We start from the raw sequence: 19,608 nt of genomic DNA on the forward strand, positions 1-19,608 counted from the left end.
GACGATGCCCCAGCAGACCGCGCCCGACGAGGAACTCGCCCCCTGGCGGGACCGGCGCTTCCTCGTCTTCGCCACCGGGAACTTCGTCAACAACCTGGGGGAGGCCGCCTACAAGGTCTGCCTCCCCCTGTTCGTCTACGACCTCACCGGGTCCCTGGTGACGATGTCCCTCCTCGCGGCCCTTGCCCCGGCCATGCTGCTGCTCAGCCCCTGGCTGGGCGCGGTCGTGGACCGCTGGGGCCCGCGCGTCCTCGTCGTCCCCGGCCTGATGATCCAGCTCGCCGGCGCGGTGGCGCTGAACCTGAGCGTGCTGGCCGGACGCCCCTCCACCGCGGTCCTCTTCTGCATGGCCGCGCTGGTGCAGCTCGGCGGCGAGATGTACCGGACCGGATGGATCACCGGCGTGCCCGGCATGTTCCCCCGCAACGCCGCCCGGTCCCGGGCGGTGCTCAGCAGCCTGTTCGTCACCTCCAACATCGCCGGCCCGCTCCTCGTCGCCGTGGGCCTCGGCCTCGTCGGGTACCTCGGGCTGCTCTGGTTCAACGCCGCCACCTTCCTCGCCCCGGTCGTCGTCTGGCTGCTCGGCGTCCACCCGCCCGCCAAGGCCCGCCCCGCGACCGCGGCCGGAGGCCGGCTCGTCTCCGGACTGGGCCGCGACATCCTCGACGGCTGGCGGGTGGTGAAGGCCGAGAAGCGGGTCCTCTACGCGGAGGCGATCGCGCTGCCCCTGCACTTCGCCAGCGGGATCGGCGTGCTCTCCTTCATGGTCTGGTACCTGCGCGACGAGTGGCACGTGCCCGCCAGCGGCGTCAGCACGGCCCAGGCCGTCGCCAACCTCGGCGCGCTGGCGGGGAGCGTCTACATCGCCGCCCGGGCCCGCACCCGCCCCCACATCGTCCTGGCCGCCTCCGCCACGGCCATGACTCTGTCCCTCATCGCCATGGCGCTGCCGTCGACCACCCTCTTCGTGATCTGCATGGTGGTCTTCTTCACCATGCGCTCCGCCCTGACCGCCGTCACCGCGATGATCAACGTCAAGTACCTGCCGCCCGAGGTCATCGGCAGGGCCGAGGGCCTGTTCAACCTCATGGGCGGCGCGCCGATCCTGCTCGCCCCGCTGCTGATCCCCGTGGTGCAGCAGGCGTGGGGAGGCACCGCGGTACTGGTGTTCCTCGGCCTGACGGCGAGCCTCTCGCTGCTCCTCCTGGCCCGCGTCTGGCCCCGCTGGAGCGCTGCGGAGGCCGCCCGTCCCGGCGACGCCGTGCGCGACGACACGCCCGTCGGATAGCCGAGGAGGCCGCGGCGCGTCCTCGGCCCGCGCTCCGCCGACGCCGGCGGCCACGCCGGCGCGGACCGCCAGGCCGGTCAGGCTCGGCCGGTCCTCGCGAGCCTGCCGATCGCGGCGCGCAGGGCGTCGCCGGGGCCGGTGAAACGGTCCGTGGCCCAGGAGACGTAGCCGTCGGGACGGACGAGCAGGGCGGCCGCGCCGAGGTCGTCCGGGCAGGCGGCGTGGGCGAGGTCGACGCCGGGCGGGAGCCGGAGGCCGTCCGGCAGGGTGCCGGCCAGGTCGAGCAGGACGGCGCGGCCCGGACCGAGGAGCGCGGACAGCCGGGCGGGGCCGGTGACGGGTCGTCCGCCGCCGGCCGCCGCGCGGCTCCCGTTCTCGTCCGGGCGGGACTCTTCTCAAGCGGGGGCCGGGCGCGGACAATGAGGCCGTATCAGCTCTGCCGGCCGTTTCCTCGTGGTTCGTCCGCCTTCGCGGCGCGGGGACACCGGCACGGCTCCCATCACGCCGGCGTGGGCCGCGGCGTTCGTCACGAGAGGGCAGGCGGCGTGGCATACGAGGAGTACGGCGACGGGCCGCACGCGGTCGTCGCACTGCACGGCTGGTTCGGATCGGCCCGGGAGTGGCGGACACTGCATCCGCACCTCGACGGCGCCGCGTTCCGGTACGTCTTCCCCGACTACCGCGGCTACGGGGCGCGCCTCGACGAACCCGGCGAGCACACGCTCGCGGAGGCGGCGGCGGACGTCCTCGCGCTCGCCGACAGCCTCGGGCTGGAGCGGTTCTCGCTCGTCGGGCACTCGATGGGCGGCGCGGTCATGCAGCGGGTCCTGGCCGACGCGCCGCACCGGGTGCGCGCCATGGTCGGCATCTCCCCGGTGCCGGCCGGCGGGGTCCCCTTCGACGACCAGGCCTGGGCACTCTTCTCCGGAGCCGCCGACGACCGCGCCAACAGGCGGGTCATCGTCGACATGACCACCGGCAACCGGCTGAGCGGGGTCTGGCTGGACGCCGTCGTCGACCGGTCGTGGCGTAACTCCACCCCCGCCGCCGTGGCCGGCTACCTCCGCGCCTGGGCGAGGACCGACTTCCACACCGAGGTGGCGGGCAGCCCGGTCGAGGTGAAGGTGATCGTCGGCGAGCACGACCCCGCGCTGGGCCCGGACATGATGGAAGCCACCTTCCGGCAGTGGTATCCGCACTGCGAGCTGGAGGTGCTGTCCAACGCCGGCCACTACGCCATCGACGAGACGCCCGTCGCGCTCGCCACATCGGTGGAGCGGTTCCTGGCGAACCGGTGACGGCGCGCGGCGGCGGAGCGCGTCAGGGACCGGCGGCCGGTCCGCTGTCGGGGAGGAGGGTGAAGACCTGGTCCAGGCCGATGATGCCCAGGATGCGCAGGGTGTTGGCGGGTACGGCCGCCAGTGCGATGTCCGCCCGGGCGGCGTGGGCGTGGCTGCGGGCGGCGATCAGGGCGGTGATGCCGCTGGAGTCGCAGAATTCCATGCCCCCCAGGTCCAGGATCAGGAGCTGGCCCGGCCGGAGGGTGAGGCCCGCGACCAGTTCACGCAGCTCGGGGGCGCCGGCGTAGTCGAGATCGCCGAAGATCTCCAGGACGGGGCCCGTCGTGGCGCTTCGGGTGGTGATCTTCAGCAGGTTCATCGTTCGGTTCTCGTCGGGTGGTCGGAGGCCGGGACGCCCAGGGCCAGCAGGGCGACGTCGTCGTCGAGCCCGTCGCCGAAGCCGTCCAGCAGGCCGGTCAGGGCTTCGATCACCGCCTGCGGGGACGCGCCGGCGTGCTCGGTGGCGAAGGCGAGCAGGGCCTCCTCCCCGTACAGGCTGGTGCGGTCCTCGCCCGTGCGGGCTTCGGTGAGGCCGTCGGTGTAGAGGAGCAGCGTGTCGCCGGGGGCGAGGACGGTGGTGGCGGCGGCGAGGGGCGCGGAGGGCAGGATGCCCACGAGGAGACCGCCCGGGGTGGGCACGTAGTCGGCCGTGCCGTCCGCGCGCAGCACGACGACCGGGGGGTGGCCGCCCGAGGCGAGGCGCACGGTGACCCGCCCGGTGGAGGGGTCCGGTTCGAGGGTGCCGAAGACCGCGGTGCAGTAGCGCGGGTCGCCGCCGGCGGAGTACCGGTCGTACAGGACCGTGTTGAGGGTGGACAGGGCCGCGACGGGGGTGGCGTCGTGCAGCGCGGCCGCGCGCAGGGTGTAACGGGTCAGCGAGGTGACCGCGGCCGCCTCGGGGCCCTTGCCGCACACGTCGCCGAGGAAGAAGGCGAAGCGCTTGGCGTCCACGGGGAAGACGTCGTAGAAGTCGCCGCCGAGCCGGTCGGGGGAGGCGGTGTGGTAGTAGGCGGCCGCCTCCATGCCGGGGACCGCGGCCAGGGTGTCGGGCAGCAGCGACCTCTGCAGGACGGCGAGGGCGTCCTGCAGCCGGGCACGGTCGGCCTCGGCCTGCCTGCGCGCTTCCTCGGCCTGCCTGCGCGCCTCCTCGGCCGCCTGCCGGCGGCGCAGGAGTTCCTCCTCGTAGGCGCGGCGGTCCCGGGCGTCGAAGACGGTGGTGCGGATCAGCAGCGGATCGCCGGTGCTCCCGTGCTTGACCATGGAGGAGACCAGCACGGGTATCCGGCCGCCGCCGGCCTGCTTGACCTCCAGGGCTATGCCGCTGACCTCGCCCTGCATCCGCAGCAGGGGCGCGAAGTGCGTCTCGTGGTACAGCTTGCCGCCCACGGTCAGCAGGTCGGTGAACCGCGTCCGGCCCACCACCGCCTCCCGCTCCAGGCCGAGCCAGTCCAGCAGGGTGGCGTTGATCTTCGCGATGGTGCCGTCCATCAGGGTGGACAGGTAGCCGCACGGCGCGTTCTCGTACAGTTCCTCGGCGCTGTCCTCCAGCACCGCGGCGAACGCCGCGTCCAGAGCGCTGCCGTCGGCGTCGTGCGGCTCCTGCTGCCGCCCGCTGCGGCACATCATCGCAGGCCGGCCAGGAAGCCGCGGATCGCCTGGTTGGTGGCGTCGGGCGCGGACAGGTGCGGGCAGTGCCCGGTCGCGTCCAGGGTGACCAGCGTCGAGCCGGGGATCGCCCGGTGGACGAAGGCGCCGACCTCCCGGGGAGCGATCGCGTCCTCCACGCACTCCAGCACCAGGGTCGGCACCCGCACGCTCTTGAGGTCGTCCCTCGCGTCCGACAGGAACGTGGTGCGCGCGAAGACGCGCGCCATGTCGGGATCGGTGGCGCAGAAGCTGTTCCTGAGCTCCTCGCCGAGCTCGGGCCGGTCGGCGTTCCCCATGATCACCGGTGCCATCGCCGCCGACCAGCCCAGGTAGTTCGACTCCAGCGACTCCAGCAGCTCGTCGATGTCCTCCGCGCTGAACCCGCCCCGGTAGCCCTCGTCGTCGATGTAGCGCGGCGACGGGGCGACCATGACCAGCGCTCCGATGCGCTCCGGAGCCGTGTCGGCGGCCAGCACCCCGACCATCGCGCTCACCGAATGGCCCACGAACACCGCATCGCGCAGGTCGAGCGCCTCGCACACCTCCACCACGTCCCGGGCGTACCCGTCCAGGGAGCCGTAACGGTCCTCGGAGAAGGCGGACAGGTCCGAGCCGCCCGATCCCACGTAGTCGAACAGCACGACCCGGTGGTCCTCGACGAGAGCCGGCAGCGTCAGCCGCCACATGTTCTGGTCACAGCCGAACCCGTGGGCGAGCACCACCACCGGCCCCTGCGGATTGCCCGTCACGGTGACGTTGTTCCTGCGAGCGATGTCCATGCGCACCAGTCTCCCAGGTCCCTCCCGGACCTCCCGCGCGGCCCGGTCGCCATGGCCCGCACGGGGCCGGCCGCCGTCAGACGACCGTCCGCCGCCTCTCCCGCGCCCGGCCGGCCCGCGCTTCCCGCCGTTCCGCCAGCATGTGCAGGAACGTGCGGACGGAGGTGATCCGGCCGGGATCCAGCTCGCCGACCAGAACCTGCGCGCGGTCCGTGCCCGCGACGGCGACCGGGGAGCCGTCCGGGGCGTAGAGCGCGCTCGCGCCCCCCGCCCGGCGGTCGGCCGGCCCGCCGTACGCGTTGGCGAAGACGCTGTAGACGGTGTTCTCCAGGGCACGGGCGGGCATGTACACAGCGGCCCGGCGCTCGGCCCCGGCCACGAACGCGCTCGCGCACACGTAGACGTGCGCGCCGCAGAGGGCGGAGGCTCCGGCGTGCGCGGCGAAGGACATGTCGTAGCAGACGGCTCCGCCGAGCCGCCAGCCGTCGACCTCCCAGAGGCCGTCCCCGCCCGTGCCGGCGGTGAAGAGCCTCGCCTCGTCCGCGTGCCAGAGGTGCTGCTTCGCATAGCCGAGCGAGACCGCGCCGGAAGGCGCGAAGCGCAGGAGGCCGTTGACGAGCCGGCCGTCGGCACGCCGGACCGCCGCTCCGGCCAGGACCAGCGTCCCCGTCCGTACGGCCGCTTCGGTCAGCGCGTCCAGGCGCCGGTCGGCGACGGCGCCCGCGGCGTCGGCCCGCACCTCGCAGGCGGCGTCGCCCGCCAGCGCCGGAAGGTCGTAGCCACAGAGGTGGAGTTCCGGCAGGACGGCCGCGCGGGCGCCCCGCCGGGCGGCCTCGGCGACCATGCGGGCCGCCTGCCGGGCGTTGCCGGCCACATCCGCCGGAGTCGCCTCCGCCTGGAGAACGGCGAACCTGAGCGGTGCGGTGGGGACGTCGGTCGGGGCGTGCACGGTCATCGGTCCTTCCTGGTACGCGGCGGACGGCCGGCGGGCGCCGGGCCACCGGACCCGTACGGCAACGCTCGCGCCCGCCTGCTCGTGGAACGCGGCTCCGGGCGGCCCTCCGGCACCGCGGGGGCGCCGCTCCGTCCCTCACGCACCGGAGCCGTGACGCGCGTCGAGACGGTTGATGCGGTACATGGTGCGCTCGAAGAGCGCGTCGGCGGTCAGGGTGGGGAAGCGCTGCGGCGCGTCCGGGAAACCGGGAAGCCGCAGGGGCGTCAGGACCGTCCACGGAGTCGGATGGCAGAACTGGACGATGGACAGCCGGGCGCCCGTCTGCCGGGGGTCGGCCACCACGCGGTGCACGGCGGCGCGTGCCAGACCGTCGGTGAGCCGCTCCAGGACCATGCCGACGTTGACGACCGCGTAGCCCTCCGGGGCGTGCGCCGGCAGCCACTCGCCGTCCGCCCCGAGCACCTGCAGGCCCGGGGAGGTCGCCCGGGGCAATGCCGTGACGAGGTCGAAGTCCTTGTGCTCCACGGCCCAGACGTGCTCCTGCGAAGGCGCGCCCTCCATGGGCGGGTACCAGGCGGCGCGGTTGACCACCGGCCCGTCCTCGAGCATCTCCTCGAAGTAGCCCGCGGGGACGCCGAGGGCCTCGCCCAGGACCCCGACGACCCGGAGCTGGAACTCCCGCATGCGCACGTGGAGTTCGGACAACGCCCTGCCCATCCCCGGAACCAGCGCATCAGGCATGCGGGGCTCCGGATAACGGGCGGGGAAGCGCGTGCGCAGCGGGTGGCCCACGGGCAGCGGCGCGCCCCAGTGGAACAGCTCCTTCCAGTCAGGGGTGCGGTCCGACTTCTCGGCCGTCTCCACGAGCGGCGGCGTGTACCCCGACTGTCCGTTGCTGCCCGCCACCCGTGCGTCCAGCTTCGCCTCCAGGGGCAGGGAGAAGAAGGCCTCGAGCAGGGCGTAGCACTCGTCGAGCAGGGCCTCCGGCACGGAGTTCCGCACCAGGAAGAAGCCGTCGCGCAGGGCGCCGCGCACCGTGGCGGCGTCGGGCTTTCCGCCGAGTTCCAGCTCACGCAGCAAGGGAGGTCCCTCCCCTCGCGGCCCGCCGGGGGAAGGCGGACGCCACGGCCCCGGCGGCCCGGTCCCGGCGACGGCCGCGCACCGCGGGGCGTACGCGGTGCGGGCCCGGTCCGGTCGCGATCCCCGGCTCCGGCCCGGGCCGGACGGCGCCGCGCCCCTCCCGGCCGGGGACCCGCACGAGCGCGGTGTCCCCGGCCGCGGCGCGCGAGGCGGCCGGCTCCGGCACCACCGTCGCGGTCATGACGGCCGCTCGCCGGTGGCCAGGCGGAAGCCGACCGGGTACAGGGGGCCCGGGAAGGCCCCGTGGCGGCGCCGCGTGCGCGTCAGGTCGCCGAACCTCGAGAAGCTGCCGCCCCGGGCGACGCGGTACCGGTCCATGCTCTCCACCAGGTGGTCCTCGATGAACGGTCCCGAGGGGTAGGGGGCGTAGTCGTCGGCGACGAACTCCTCGACGTTGCCGCCCATGTCGTGGACCCCGTACGGCGAGACGCCGGCCGGGAAGGCCCCCACGGGACTCGTGGTGTGGAGTCCCGTCTCGCGGGTGTTGCAAGCCTCGCCGTCGAAGCGCGGCCCCCAGGGGAACTCCCTTCCGTCCTCGCCCTTGGCGGCACGCTCCCACTCGGCCTCGGTGGGCAGGCGCCAGGGGTGCCCGGTCCGCTCGGACAGCCACCGCGCGTACAGGTCGGCGTCCTCCGCCCGGACGCCGGCGACCGGGTGGTTCGAACGCTCCCAGGGGTACGCGCCGAGGTACCACGTCGTCGGACGTGCCGCGTGGCCGGTGTCGGCCAGGAACCGCCGGTACTCGCCGTTGGTGACCGGGTAGGTGGCCATCCAGAAGTCCCGCAGCACCACGGTGTGCTGCGGAGTCTCCTTCTCGATCCAGGAGCTGACCACGCCGACGTGCTCCCACCGCTGCACCACGTCGGCGACCTCGCCGGGAGGCAGCCCCACGGTGGTCTCGCCGCCGGGGACGAAGCACGTCGCGGGCGACGGACCGGACAGCCGGGGATCCCCGGTCACCGCCAGGATCGCGCCCGCGGCCAGCCGGACGGGAAGGGACAGGGAGGGATCCTCGACCTGTGCGGCGAGCCGGGCGGGGTCGGCCGTCGCCCGGACCGCCGCGGCCTGCTCCGGTGACGGATGCACCCGCGAGAACTCGGCCAGGGCGTCCTGTTCCCTGAAGTGGGGGGAGCCGGCGACCTCGGCGAGCCTCATGACACCCCCTCCGCCAGGGCGTTCAGCGTGTGGCCGCCGATCTCGGCCTTCGCCGACAGGTACCGGGCGTTCTCGTCGGTCAGGTACACCCGGGTCGGAAGGACCTCGACGACCTCGATCCCGTGCGCGCGCAGCTGGACGGCCTTGTCCGGGTTGTTGGTCAGCAGGCGGACGCGGGTCTGCCCGAGTGCGTGCAGCATCGCGGCCGCCACGCCGTAGTCCCGCTCGTCGGAGCCGCGCCCCAGGAACCGGTTGGCCTCGAAGGTGTCCAGGCCCTGGTCCTGCAGCACGTAGGCGTCGAGCTTGTTGTAGAGCCCGATGCCCCTTCCCTCCTGCCGCAGGTAGAGGACCGTGCCCCCTTCCTTCTCCATGTGGGCCAGGGCCTCGTCGAGCTGAGGACCGCAGTCGCACCGCTCCGACCCGAAGAGGTCGCCGGTGAGGCATTCACTGTGCAGCCGGACCAGGGGCGTGACGCCCGGTCCGGTGGGCAGGACGCACGCCACGTGCTCCCCGTCGTCCGGGAGACCGGAGAACGTGACCAGTTCCGTCGACCTGCCGCCCACCCGGGCCATGGTCACCCGGACCCGGGCCCTTACCGTGGCGGTGGCGGTGGCGGTGGCGGTGGCGTCCGTGCCGGGCCGGGTCCACTTCGCGTACCTCATGCGTTCCGGCCCTCCGTCCCACGGGCGCCGCGCACGAGGTCCTGGACGTTCCAGGAGGCGCGGACGCGGGGGGGTCCGCCGTCCGCGGAGCACGCGACGATGCTGATCCTGCCGTCCCAGCCGGCGACCGCGACCGTGGAGGCGTCGAGCTGCGCCATGCAGGAGAGGCCCTGCCCGAAGACGTCGAGGAGGTGGCCCTCGGTGAGGACGGAGGCGCCGTCCTCCCAGCGGACCGGCCACACGTACAGCCCGAAGTCGTAGGAGCCCGCGAGGACGAAGGGCGACTCGGCGGTTCCGAGCACCGCCACGCACTTGACCGACTCGTCGGGGCCGATGAGGGTCTGCAGGGCCTGTACCTGCACCTCTCCGGCCGGGGTGCGGGCCAGTCTGCCGACCTTGACCGTGTGGTCGCGGGAGGCGCTCGCCGCCACCTCCTCGTCCAGCGCGGCCACCGCGTTGACCAGGTTCCCGTGCTCCCACAGGGTGACGCGGCCGGTGAAGGAACCGGCGGCGACGGTGCGGTCGGTCGCGGCGGAGAGGAACCCCGGACCGGGCAGCGCGGTCAGCGACTTCACCGACCCGCCATGGGCCTGCGACCGCTCCGCGACGGCCAGGGTGACGCGGTCCAGGGAGAAGAGCTCGCCGTTGTACGTGCCCGCCACCAGGGTCTCGCCGTCGAAGCAGAGCGACGGCAGCGGGGCGCCGAGCTGCTCGCTCACGAGGACGGCGCCGTCGTACCGGACCACGTGGCCGGCGTAGGTGCCCGCGTAGACGACCCCGTCGCGGACGGCGAGGGAGAGGATCGGCCCCTCGGTGAGGCCGATGAGGCGGGCCCGGGGCCGCGGGGCGTCACCCGCCGGGACGACGACCACCGTGCCGGAGTCGCAGCCGATGTACAGCTCGTTCCCGTCGGCGGCCATGGCGTTGGGACCGTGGGTGGGCTCCACCGGCCCGGCGATCTCGGCGGCGGAGGCGAAGTCGAGGAGGTGGGGGCTGCCCCAGAAGCTGCCCGCGGCCACCAGTCCGCCCGCCGCGGAGACCGAGCGCGGCCAGATCCGGGCGTCGTCCACCCGGTGGAGGCGCTCTCCGCCGACGGTGAAGAAGTGGAGCGCGCCGTCGTAGGCACCCACGACGAACTGCTCGTCGTCCTGCGACCAGGACACGCAGCGGGCGGCCGAGGTGGACACCTCGACGGTGCGCAGGAGGTCGAGCTTCTTGGTGAGCAGGTCCACGGCGCCGTCGTCGCGGGTGACGGCGAGGACCTCACCGTCGCCCGACCAGGCGCAGCCCTCGATGGAGGACTCGTACCTGCGCAGGAAGGGGTCGGCGCCGAGATCGGGGTCGGCGACGGCGACGAGCCCGTCCTCGCCCACCGTGGCGACCAGGCCCTCCGGGCTCACCGAGACCATCATGCAGTGCGCCTCGTGGGAGCCGACCTCGCCCAGGAAGCGGCCGCCGATGGCGTCCCACATCGTGGCGCGGCCGTCCTCGGAGACGCAGATGAGCCGGTCCCCGTCGGGCATCCACGCGACGGAGTTGATGTCGTCGGTGTGCCTGGCCAGGACGTTGACGAGGGAGGCGGACCCCTGCTCGGGCAGGCGCCAGACCGAGACGGTCTTGTCGGCCGAGGCGGTGGCGAGGAGCTGCGGGGCGGCGGGGTTCCACGCGGAGGCGTTGACGAGGCGCCGGTGCTTCAGCGTGGCCGTCCGCGTGGGGCGGGCGGGGTCGGAGACGTCCCAGACGACGACGGTTCCGTCGTAGGAGCAACTGGCGAGGAGACGGGCGTCGTCCCGCAGGGCGACATGGGTGAGGGGCGCCGCGTGGCCCGAGGCGGCGGGCGGCATGTCGATCACGTGCATGTGCGACCTCTCATCTCGTGGATGTAGGCAACGGCGAGCAGCTTGACCGCGCGCGTGCGGACGTCACTCCCGCCCCCGGCGGGGCGGCGGGTCACCCGAGGAGGCCGTTCCTTTCCCGTTCCAGCGCGCATACCGGACCCCTTGGGGTGAGTACGGACCAAGTGCGGAAACCGAAGCATCGTGAACACCGGCCGCCGTCGGCCGACGTACGGACCGGCACCCGTGGCCGGTCCGCCCCGGTCGGTGGCAGCTCTCCGAACCCTCTCCTGACGCACTGGGATTTCGGCCGCGTTCCGCTCGAGAGGCCCTGGAGAACCGGTCGCGGCCCGCGCGTTCCGGGCGGCCGGCCGGGGTGGACGCAGCGCGGCGCCGCCCGTGTCCCCGGGGGACACGGGCGGCGCCGTCGGTCGTGGAGCGGAAGGGCGTGCCGGCCCGTCCTAGCCGGAGTAGGTCTCGAACTCGGCGATCCTCGGGGTTCCCTCCGCGGCGGTGATCTGGAAGGTGATCTTGCTCAGCGAGGTGCGCGGGAAGTCGATGACGCCCGCACCGGTGCCGGTGGCGAGGACGGCGCCGGTGTCGTGGTTGAGGAGCCTCCAGGAGCGGATGGCGCCCACGGCGCCGGTGGCCTCACGGATGTTGGCCTTCGCGACCGTCGTGGCCGAGCCCCACTTGACCGAGACGGAGCCGGTGGAACCGGCCGGCGACCAGTAGGTCGTCATGCTGCCGTCCCGCACGTTGCCGTAGCTGGTGCCGTCGGCCTTGCTGGAACCGTCGGCGCCGGCGCCGAGGCTGAGGTTCGTCCCGGTGGGCTGGGACGGCGACGCCGTGGGAGCGGGTGACGTCGGGGCAGGGGACGTCGGGGCCGGCGTCGTGGGCGTGGGGCCGGGGCTCTGCGGTGCGCAGTTGCCGTCGGAGACCCGCAGGCCCTTGTTGGCGCCGGCCGTCTGGCTCACCACGCCGGGCACGCAGCTCGCCGCGTCCAGGCTGTAGGAGTAGGGGACGGCGACCGTGGTGTTCGACTGCGGGTCAGGTCCCGCCGGGTTGGTGTCGCCGCTCCGGCCCGACCAGGTCACGTTGTCGAAGATGTTGCCGCTGACCTGCCAGTAGCCGGCCGCGTCCGTGTAGAACGTGCCCAGGACGTCCTTGGAGTCCTCGAAGTAGTTGTTGTCGACCTTGGCGCGGGCGCCGGCGCGGGAGTTGATGCCGGACTCGTTGAGGCTCACGTAGTGGTTGTTGTAGATGTGGGCCACGCCGCCCCGCAGCAGCGGCGTCCGGGAGTCGATGTTCTGGTACAGGTTGTGGTGGAAGGTGACGAACCCGTTCGACACGTCGCTCTCGCTGGAACCGATGAGGCCGCCGCGGCCCGAGTTCCGCAGGACGCTGTAGGAGAGCGTCACGTACTGGGTGTTGTCCTTCATGTCGAACAGGCCGTCGTAGCCCTCCGACTCGCCGCCCGAGGCCTCCAGCGTGGTGTGGTCGACCCAGACGTTGCGGACGCCGCTCTCCATGCCGATGGCGTCGCCGCCGTTGGAGGTGGGCGAGCCCGACTTCTTCACGTTCCGGATGGTCACGTTCTGGATGATGATGTTGCTGGACTCCCGGATGTGGATGCCCAGTTGGTCGAAGACGGCACCGCTGCCGACACCGATGACCGTGACGTTGCTGATCTGCTTCAGCTCGATCACCCCGGCGGCCGTGCTGCAGCTGCCCCCCGACACCTGGCTCGTGTTGGCGTGGTTGATCGTCCCCTCCACCTGGATGACGATCGGGGTGCTGCGGCTGGCCCGGTTGCACAGGGCCGCGTGGATCGCGGTGCCCGTGGTGGCCCGGACGGTCTGCCCGCCCGCTCCTCCGGTGGTCCCGCCGTTCTGGGTGGCGTACCCGGTGGCGCCCGTGGTGGCCGCCGCCGCCGTGGGCGTCGACGACAGGGGCATCGACAGGACCCCCGCGGTCGCTGCCGCCGCCGCTCCGACGGCCAGGGCCCTCAGAGCTCGTGAGCTGGCTGCTCGCCTCATCCTCGATCTTTCCCTTCGGTTCACGTGCCGGAACGAAATGCCTGTCGTGATCATGACAACAGGAGTCGAGAAAGCGCTTTCTCATCGTGACGATAGGGATCCCTCCGGGGGCTGACAAGGGTTCTCGCGTTCAGCGGGTTGTTCGTGGTGCAAGAACGTGAACGCGGTCGTGCCCGGGGGCGAGCGGGTGAACGCCGGGCGTCCCGAGGTCAGGGCGCCCCGCGCCGGCCGCGGCGCGGCGCGTGGGGACCCGCGGTCGCCGGCCGCTCCGACGCGGCCGCCCGCGAGGTCACAGCACGCCGTCGGCGCGGAGTGCGGCAAGGGCCGCGGTGTCGAGGCCGAGGGCGCGCAGCACCGGTTCGGTGTGCTCGCCGACCGCGGGCACCGGGCCCATGCGGGGGATCAGCCCGGCGGGCGTGGCGGGCGGCAGGAGGGCCCTGACGGTGCCGCCCGGCGTGGCGACGTCCCGCCAGCGGTCCCGGCCCGCGAGCACGGGATGCTCCCAGAACTCGGCGACCGAGTTCAGCTTCGCGTGGGCCACCTTGGCGCGGTCGAGCAGGCTCACCGCCTCCGCGACGGTCAGCTCCGCGAAACGGGCGCGGACCACGGCGTTCAGCTCCTCCCGTCGGGCCACGCGGGCGCTGTTGCGGTGGAACCGGGGGTCGGTGGCCAGGGCGGGGTCGTCCAGGAAGACGGCGCAGAACGCGGCCCACTCCCGTTCGTTCTGGATCGCCAGCAGCACCGTCCCGCCGTCGGACGCGTCGTAGGGGCCGTAGGGCGCGATCGTGGCGTGCTGGGCGCCCGTCCGGGCCGGCTGCGTGCCCGAGTACGCCGTGTAGTAGGCGGGCGAGCCCATCCATTCCGCCAGCGCCTCGAACAGGGTCACCTCGACCGGACGCGCCACGCCCGACGCGCGGCGCTCGTACAGCGCGGCGAGGATGCCCGAGTAGGCGTACATGCCGGCCGCTATGTCGGCGATGGAGATGCCCGCCTTCGCGGGCGCCTCGGGCGAGCCGGTCAGCGACACCACCCCGGTCTCGCACTGGATCAGCAGGTCGTACGCCTTCCGGTCCGCCCACGGGCCGGTGGTGCCGTAGCCGGAGATGTCGCACACGATCAACGACGGGTGCCGCTCCGCCAGTTCGGCCGCGCCGAGCCCGAGGCGGCGGGCCGCCCCGGGCGCCAGGTTCTGCACGAACACGTCGGCCTCGCCGAGCAGCCGCTCCAGCACTTCGCGGCCGCCGTCCGACTTGACGTCCAGTGTCACCGATTCCTTGGAGCGGTTCAGCCAGACGAAGTAGCTGGACTGGCCGTGCACCGACTCGTCGTAGCCGCGCGCGAAGTCCCCGGAGCCCGGCCGTTCGACCTTGACGACGCGGGCGCCGAGATCGGCCAGCTGGCGGGTGGCGAAGGGCGCGGCCACGGCCTGCTCCAGGCTGACGACGGTGATCCCTTCCAGGGGCAGGCGGTTCACGGGAACTCCAGGGGGTGCGGGGCGGCGGGGGAGGGCGTGGCGCGGCAGGCCGGCGGAGTCCTTCCGGCCCGGACGGTCCACCGCGGCGGGTCCGCGGATCCCCGGCGTTCGGCGCGGGACCGGATGCGTGTTCGTCAAGCTAACAGGCGGCGGACGTCCCCACCATGCCCCGTCGGCGGAGCGGCCGCCCGGGGTCCCGTGCCGCGCCGCCGTCAGCAGATAGATGTATTATGCAAGGAAAATAGTTGTAATTACCAATCATTCGAAGGGTTCGCTCCCCATGACCGCCTCCTCCGCCGCCGCCGTTCCGGGAGGGACTCCCGCGCACGCGGGTCCCGGTCCGGGCCGGACCGTCGGGCACGTCGCCCTCCACCTGCTGACCCCGCTCCTGATGTGCCTGGGGATGGGGCTGACCTACCTGGGCGCCTTCCACGCCCCCGAGCCGAACGGAATGAAGGTTGCCGTCGTCGGAACGGGCGCGCGGGTGCAGGTCCTCGCCCAGACCCTCAAGGACGAGGCCGGTGACGCCCTGGACGTCACGACCGTCCCGACGCGTGACGCCGCCGTGGACCGCCTGACGGACCGTGACCTGGCCGGTGCGTACGTCCCGTCGGCGGAGCACCCGAGGCTGCTGGTCGCCAGGGGCAACTCCGACACCACGGCCACCGCCGCCGAGAGCGTCTTCCGGGCGGTGGCGGCCCGGGAACACGCCGTTCTGACGGTGACCGACGTGGCGCCGACCACCCAGGGGGACCCCACCGGCCAGGGCCTCTTCTTCGTCCTGGTGACGATCAGCATCGGCTCCTACGCCAGTGTCGCCGCCATCGGCACGGCCGGCGCCGCCCTGCGGCTGTGGACCCGGGCCGCCGTCGGCCTGGTGACCTCGCTGGTGGTCAGCGCGATCGGCATCGCCCTGGCGGGGCCGGTGTTCCACATCGTCGATCACGACCGTGCGGGCGTGTGGGGCATGGCCTGGCTCTACTCGGCCGGCATCATCGCCATCGGCGTCGGTCTGCACACGTTCCTCAAGCGCTGGACCACGCTGGCCATGATGACGCTCTTCGTGATGCTCAACTTCACGACCTCGGGCGGCATCTTCCGTCCCGAACTGCAGGACGGCTTCTTCGGGGCGCTGCACGCCTTCTGGAACGGGGCGGGCTTCGTCGAGGGCGTCCGCGACCTCCTGTACTTCCCCTCCGGCGGGGAACTGGGGGGCAGGGTGGCCTCGTTGGTCGTCTGGCTCGGCGTCGGAGTTCTCGCGCTCGCCGCGGCGGACCGGGCCGAGCGGCGCGCGCGACGGGCCGCCCCGCCCGCACCGCTGCCGACGGCCGGGGAGCGGCGCGCGGAGGAGGAGGTGGGCGAGGCCGTCGCCGCCTGACGGACTCCGCTCTTCCGCGCCCGCCCGTTCCGCGTCGCCGCCGTGGTCCGGGCCGGCTCACGAAGGGCCGGAGGCCCCGCGTGAGTCCCGCGCCTCGCGCACGAAGTGCCGCGCGAAGGCGAGGGCACCCCATGTCAGCAGGACGTTCACCAAGGCGCCCGCCACGTAGGGGATCAGGAAGGGCAGCGGGCCGAACCCGGGATCCGGGGAGTCCGTCGCCGTCGGCCCGCCGCCGGCCAGGCACAGGGCGGCGACGGTGACCACGGTGGAACCGGGGAAGGTCATCAGGGTCATGGACGGGCCCCAGCCGTCGGGCGCCCCGGCGAGGCCGTGGGCGAGCGAGGCCGCGGCGACGACGCCGAGGTAGGCCGTCGCCGCCCGGGTGCTCCTGCTCCGGCGGCGCGGGGTGGTGGTCGGTGTCATCGGCGTTCCGTCTCTCGCGGGGTCGGGGGAGCGGCAGGTGCGGCGGGCGGGCCTCCGCGGAGGGGCGCCCGTCCGCCGGTCCCATTATTGAACACGTTCAGATTTTCTGGGCCGGTAAATCCCGAACGCGCTCCGGCCGCCGGAACGCGGGCGCCCCGCCTGCGGCGTGCTCGGATGCCGGGGGCGGGGCGGTGTGGGGCCGGGTGGGGCGGGATGGGATCGGGACGCGGTGCAGGTGAGGCCGGTCGGGGCGGTGGAGCCGCCGTTGGCCGTGTAGCCGGAGATGACGCCGGCGCCGGCGCCCAGGGTGCCGTTCCACTGGTTGTTGCGGACCGTGACCGAGCCGCTGGTGCCGGTGTGCACGCCGTTCCGGAGGCCGGTGACGGTCCGGCCGGAGCCCGGGGTCATGCCGACGGACCAGCCGCTGATGGTGCCGGTGCCGTTGTTGCGGACCGTCACCTCGCCCTGGTGGCCGCCGGGCCGGGAGTTGACCGTGCGGTGTGTCGCCGCGCAGCCGGCGCCCGGGGTGCCGCCGGTGGTGGTTCCCCCGGACGTTCCGCCGTCGGCGAGGGCGGGAGTGGTCCAGTCGCGCCGGCCCGACAGTCTGCCCGCCTTGGCGGGGGCGACGCGGAAGACGCCGGGCCCGCTGCCCGAGTTCCTCAGGAAGGCGTTGATGCTCTGCTGCATCGGCGTGCCACTCCGGACGCGAGGCGCAGTGGGTGCCGTCCTGGACGTCGGGCCGGTACGAGATCGCGCTCTGCGCACCGAGCGCCTTGCAGACCTCCGCGCCGCCGGGCGCGGCCACGCTGCCGGACCTGGCGGCCGGCCGGTCGACGTGCGGGTTCGCCATGACGAACAGGCCGCGCGGCGCGATCATGCCGATCATCTGGTGGGTGTCCACCGGCAGGCCGCCGGGGCGGAGGCGCAGGAGGTGAACGCGTCACCTTCCGGATGTTTCGGACGTGCGGGACGCCTGCGGTCGCGGGTGTGGGTGTGGGCGTGGGCGACGGGGCCCGGGGGCGCGGCCGCGGGCGGGCGGCGGTGCGGTGGGGCGGCGGATAGCATCGGAACATGCCGCTGACCGCCGAGGACGTGGACAGGTTCGAGGTCGCCAGGCCCCGGCTGGGGGCGATCGCCTACCGGCTGCTCGGGTCCGCGAGCGACGCCGAGGACGTCGTGCAGGAGACGTTCCTGCGCTGGCACGCCGCCGATCCCGGGCGCATCGAGGTCCCCGAGGCGTGGCTGACCAAGGTGCTGACGCGTCTGTGCCTCAACCAGCTCACCTCCGCCCGCGCGCGGCGCGAGACCTATGTGGGCCAGTGGCTTCCCGAGCCGCTGCTCGAGGGGGACACGATGCTCGGCCCGGCCGAGACGGCGGAGCAGCGCGAGTCGGTGTCGTACGCGATGCTGACCCTGATGGAGCGCCTGACCCCCGGCGAGCGCGCGGTGTACGTGCTCAGGGAGGCGTTCGGGCACGCGCACCGGGAGATCGCCGACGTCCTCGGCATCAGCGAGGCCGCCAGCCAGCAGCTCCACCACCGGGCCAAGCGGCACCTGGCGCGGGACAGGGTCCGTACCGAGGTCGACGCGGGCGCGGCCCGGCGGATCGCCGAGGAGTTCCTGGCGGCCGCGACCAGCGGGAAGTACGACGGGCTGCTGTCGATGCTCACCGACGACGCGGTCGCGATCGGCGACGGCGGGGGCAAGGTCCCGGCCCGGGCCAAGGCGTTCGAGGGCGCGCGGGCGGTCGCCAGGTTCATGTGGGGTCTGTTCCGGCCCGCCAGGTCCAAGCGCGACCTGGTCGGCGGTTCGCCCGGCGTCTACGCCACGACGGCCAACGGCGAGCCCGCCGTGGTGGCGGTCGTGGACGGGCGGGTCGTCGGCGTCGTGTGCCTGGAGGTGACGCCCGAGGGCATCGCCGGCTTCCGCAGCCAGGTCAACCCGGACAAGCTCCGGCGGGCCACCGAGCGGTGGGCGTCGGGCGACCACGGAGAACCCCTGTTCCACGCGTTCTGACCGCCGGGCGCACGGATGTGGTGCAGGTCACATCCCCAACCTGTCAGGAAACGGTGAGCTGCCCGGTTCAAGGCGTGACAGCCCGCCACGCGGGCGACCGACCGCGCAGACAGGAGCAGGAAAATGCAGCACCGCATCATCGTCCTCGGCGCCGGATACACGGGGGCCGTCGCGGCCGGCCGCCTCGCCAGGAGGCTGCACCCGGCCGACGTGGAGATCACGCTCGTCAACGCCGCGCCCGACTTCGTCGAGCGGGTCCGCATGCACCAGCTGGCGGCCGGCCAGGACCTCAGGCACCGCCCGTTCACCGAGATGTTCGAGGGCACCGGGGTCCGGCTGAAGGTCGCGGAGGTCACCGGAGTCGACGTCGACCGCAGGACCGTCGCGGTCAAGGATGCCGGAGTCAAGGACGCCGGGGCGGACGGCGGCGCCGAGCGGCTCGAGTACGACACGCTCGTGTACGCCCTCGGCAGCGGATGGAACGACCGCGGCGTCCCCGGCGTCGCGGAGCACGCCCACGACGTCGCGAGCCGCGCCGGCGCCCTCCGGCTCCGCGAGCGGCTGGCCGGGCTGGAGGCCGGCCGGTCCGTGGTGGTCGTCGGAGGAGGTCTCACCGGCCTCGAGGCCGCCACCGAGATCGCCGAGTCCCACCCGCGCCTCGCCGTCTCCCTCGCCGTCCGCGGCGGACTGGGCGACTGGCTGTCGGAGAAGGGGCGCGGGCACCTGAGGAAGGTCGTCGACGGACTCGGCATCACCGTGCACGAGCACACCGACGTCACCGGCGTCGCGGCCGACCGCGTCACCACGGCCGACGGCCGGGAGATCGGGGCCGGGGCGACCGTGTGGACCGCGGGCTTCGCGGTGCACCCGATCGCCCGGTCCACCGCCCTCGAGGTCGGCGCGACGGGACAGATCGTGGTCGACGGGACGATGCGCTCGATGTCCCACCCCGACGTCTACGCCGTCGGCGACGCGGCCCTGGTCATGGGCCCGGGCGGCAAGCCGCTGCGGATGTCCTGCGCCAGCGGCGTTCCCACCTCGTGGCAGGCCGCCGACTCCATCGCGGCACGCCTCACCGGCGGGAAGCTCCCCAGGACGCCGCTGCGCTACTTCAACCAGTGCGTCTCGCTGGGGCGCAGGGACGGGCTCATCCAGTACGTCACCGCGGACGACCGCGCCGTGAACGCCGCCCTGACCGGACGGCTCGCCGCGTTCTACAAGGAACTGGTCTGCAGGGGCGCGGCCTGGGGCGTCGCCAACCCGCTGCTCGGCATGCCCGCGCGACGCCGCCGGGTCGTCCGCGACGCGGCGCGGACGGCCGCGGCCGCCGACGCCACGGCCGCCGACGTGCCGGCCTGAGCCTCCGGGCGGGGCCCCGTTCCCGTCCGGCCGGCGGAGTCACGCCGACCCGTGCGGGGTGCACGGGTCCCCCGGTGGGCCCTGCTCCGGCGAAGCGGGCCGGGGCGGTGCGGGGCCG

Annotated in this window: 17 protein-coding genes and 2 pseudogenes; 5 read left to right on the forward strand and 14 right to left on the reverse strand. The window is 73.8% G+C overall.

The window, feature by feature from the left end; all coding sequences use genetic code 11:
- Positions 1-4 precede the first annotated feature (4 nt).
- Positions 5-1,288, forward strand: a complete 1,284-nt coding sequence (locus tag A2U95_RS29200) for an MFS transporter (protein WP_166028522.1) — start codon at positions 5-7, stop codon at positions 1,286-1,288.
- Positions 1,289-1,365: 77 nt separating this feature from the next.
- On the opposite strand, the pseudogene A2U95_RS33150 reads toward A2U95_RS29200, so the two are convergent.
- A pseudogene (locus A2U95_RS33150) lies at positions 1,366-1,611 on the reverse strand (aromatic-ring hydroxylase C-terminal domain-containing protein); the annotation flags it as partial.
- Positions 1,612-1,833: 222 nt separating this feature from the next.
- Between A2U95_RS33150 and A2U95_RS29205 the strand changes: the two are divergent.
- On the forward strand, positions 1,834-2,586 hold the full coding sequence (locus A2U95_RS29205; protein ID WP_240958336.1) for an alpha/beta fold hydrolase: 753 nt from the start codon (positions 1,834-1,836) through the stop codon (positions 2,584-2,586).
- A gap of 22 nt (positions 2,587-2,608) precedes the next feature.
- Here A2U95_RS29205 and A2U95_RS29210 read toward each other — a convergent pair whose 3' ends face one another.
- From A2U95_RS29210 to A2U95_RS29255, 10 genes are all read right to left on the reverse strand, one after another.
- Positions 2,609-2,947, reverse strand: coding sequence for an STAS domain-containing protein (locus A2U95_RS29210; protein WP_166028526.1), 339 nt, complete (start codon positions 2,945-2,947; stop codon positions 2,609-2,611).
- Positions 2,944-4,251, reverse strand: a complete 1,308-nt coding sequence (locus A2U95_RS29215; protein ID WP_166028555.1) for a PP2C family protein-serine/threonine phosphatase — start codon at positions 4,249-4,251, stop codon at positions 2,944-2,946. The genes A2U95_RS29210 and A2U95_RS29215 overlap by 4 nt, the downstream gene beginning before the upstream one ends.
- Entirely contained in the window at positions 4,251-5,054 is an 804-nt protein-coding gene (locus tag A2U95_RS29220; protein WP_166028528.1) for an alpha/beta fold hydrolase, read from the reverse strand. Before A2U95_RS29220 ends, A2U95_RS29215 begins: the two co-directional genes overlap by 1 nt.
- Positions 5,055-5,130: 76 nt before the next feature.
- Positions 5,131-6,009, reverse strand: coding sequence for a carbon-nitrogen hydrolase family protein (locus A2U95_RS29225; RefSeq protein WP_166028530.1), 879 nt, complete (start codon positions 6,007-6,009; stop codon positions 5,131-5,133).
- Positions 6,010-6,144: 135 nt separating this feature from the next.
- A complete protein-coding gene (locus tag A2U95_RS29230) occupies positions 6,145-7,089 on the reverse strand; it encodes an isopenicillin N synthase family dioxygenase (protein WP_166028532.1) in 945 nt (314 codons plus the stop codon).
- A 237-nt stretch (positions 7,090-7,326) separates the two neighbouring features.
- A complete protein-coding gene (locus A2U95_RS29235) occupies positions 7,327-8,304 on the reverse strand; it encodes a formylglycine-generating enzyme family protein (protein ID WP_166028534.1) in 978 nt (325 codons plus the stop codon).
- Positions 8,301-8,966 (reverse strand): GTP cyclohydrolase II, encoded by a 666-nt coding sequence (locus tag A2U95_RS29240; RefSeq protein WP_166028536.1) that lies wholly within the window; start codon positions 8,964-8,966, stop codon positions 8,301-8,303. Before A2U95_RS29240 ends, A2U95_RS29235 begins: the two co-directional genes overlap by 4 nt.
- Positions 8,963-10,825 carry a WD40 repeat domain-containing protein gene (locus A2U95_RS29245; RefSeq protein ID WP_166028538.1) on the reverse strand — a complete coding sequence of 621 codons (1,863 nt, stop codon included), beginning with the start codon at positions 10,823-10,825 and terminating at the stop codon, positions 8,963-8,965. Before A2U95_RS29245 ends, A2U95_RS29240 begins: the two co-directional genes overlap by 4 nt.
- Before the next feature lie 437 nt (positions 10,826-11,262).
- Positions 11,263-12,840 (reverse strand): pectate lyase family protein, encoded by a 1,578-nt coding sequence (locus tag A2U95_RS29250; protein WP_166028540.1) that lies wholly within the window; start codon positions 12,838-12,840, stop codon positions 11,263-11,265.
- A gap of 289 nt (positions 12,841-13,129) precedes the next feature.
- Positions 13,130-14,314: a CaiB/BaiF CoA transferase family protein gene (locus A2U95_RS29255; RefSeq protein ID WP_166028543.1), complete on the reverse strand. Its 1,185-nt coding sequence runs from the start codon at positions 14,312-14,314 to the stop codon at positions 13,130-13,132.
- Positions 14,315-14,594: 280 nt separating this feature from the next.
- On the opposite strand from A2U95_RS29255, the gene A2U95_RS29260 reads away from it, so the two are divergent.
- Positions 14,595-15,692 (forward strand): ABC-2 transporter permease, encoded by a 1,098-nt coding sequence (locus tag A2U95_RS29260; protein ID WP_420857073.1) that lies wholly within the window; start codon positions 14,595-14,597, stop codon positions 15,690-15,692.
- A gap of 57 nt (positions 15,693-15,749) precedes the next feature.
- Here the strand turns inward: A2U95_RS29260 and A2U95_RS29265 are convergent, their stop codons facing one another.
- The 3 genes and pseudogenes from A2U95_RS29265 to A2U95_RS33905 form a co-directional block, all read right to left on the reverse strand.
- Positions 15,750-16,115, reverse strand: a complete 366-nt coding sequence (locus A2U95_RS29265; protein WP_166028545.1) for a hypothetical protein — start codon at positions 16,113-16,115, stop codon at positions 15,750-15,752.
- A gap of 84 nt (positions 16,116-16,199) precedes the next feature.
- Entirely contained in the window at positions 16,200-16,802 is a 603-nt protein-coding gene (locus A2U95_RS29270; protein WP_206283111.1) for a cellulose binding domain-containing protein, read from the reverse strand.
- A gap of 136 nt (positions 16,803-16,938) precedes the next feature.
- Positions 16,939-17,001: pseudogene (locus A2U95_RS33905) on the reverse strand (hypothetical protein); the annotation flags it as partial.
- Between the two features lie 185 nt (positions 17,002-17,186).
- Between A2U95_RS33905 and A2U95_RS29275 the strand changes: the two are divergent.
- Together A2U95_RS29275 and A2U95_RS29280 are read left to right on the forward strand one after the other, a co-directional pair.
- Complete coding sequence (locus A2U95_RS29275) at positions 17,187-18,131, forward strand: RNA polymerase sigma-70 factor (RefSeq protein WP_166028546.1); 945 nt, start codon at positions 17,187-17,189, stop codon at positions 18,129-18,131.
- Between the two features lie 123 nt (positions 18,132-18,254).
- Positions 18,255-19,490 (forward strand): NAD(P)/FAD-dependent oxidoreductase, encoded by a 1,236-nt coding sequence (locus tag A2U95_RS29280; protein ID WP_166028549.1) that lies wholly within the window; start codon positions 18,255-18,257, stop codon positions 19,488-19,490.
- Positions 19,491-19,608: the final 118 nt, after the last annotated feature.

The sequence above is a fragment of the Streptomyces chilikensis genome (assembly GCF_001642695.1).
Lineage (GTDB): Bacteria > Actinomycetota > Actinomycetes > Streptomycetales > Streptomycetaceae > Streptomyces > Streptomyces chilikensis.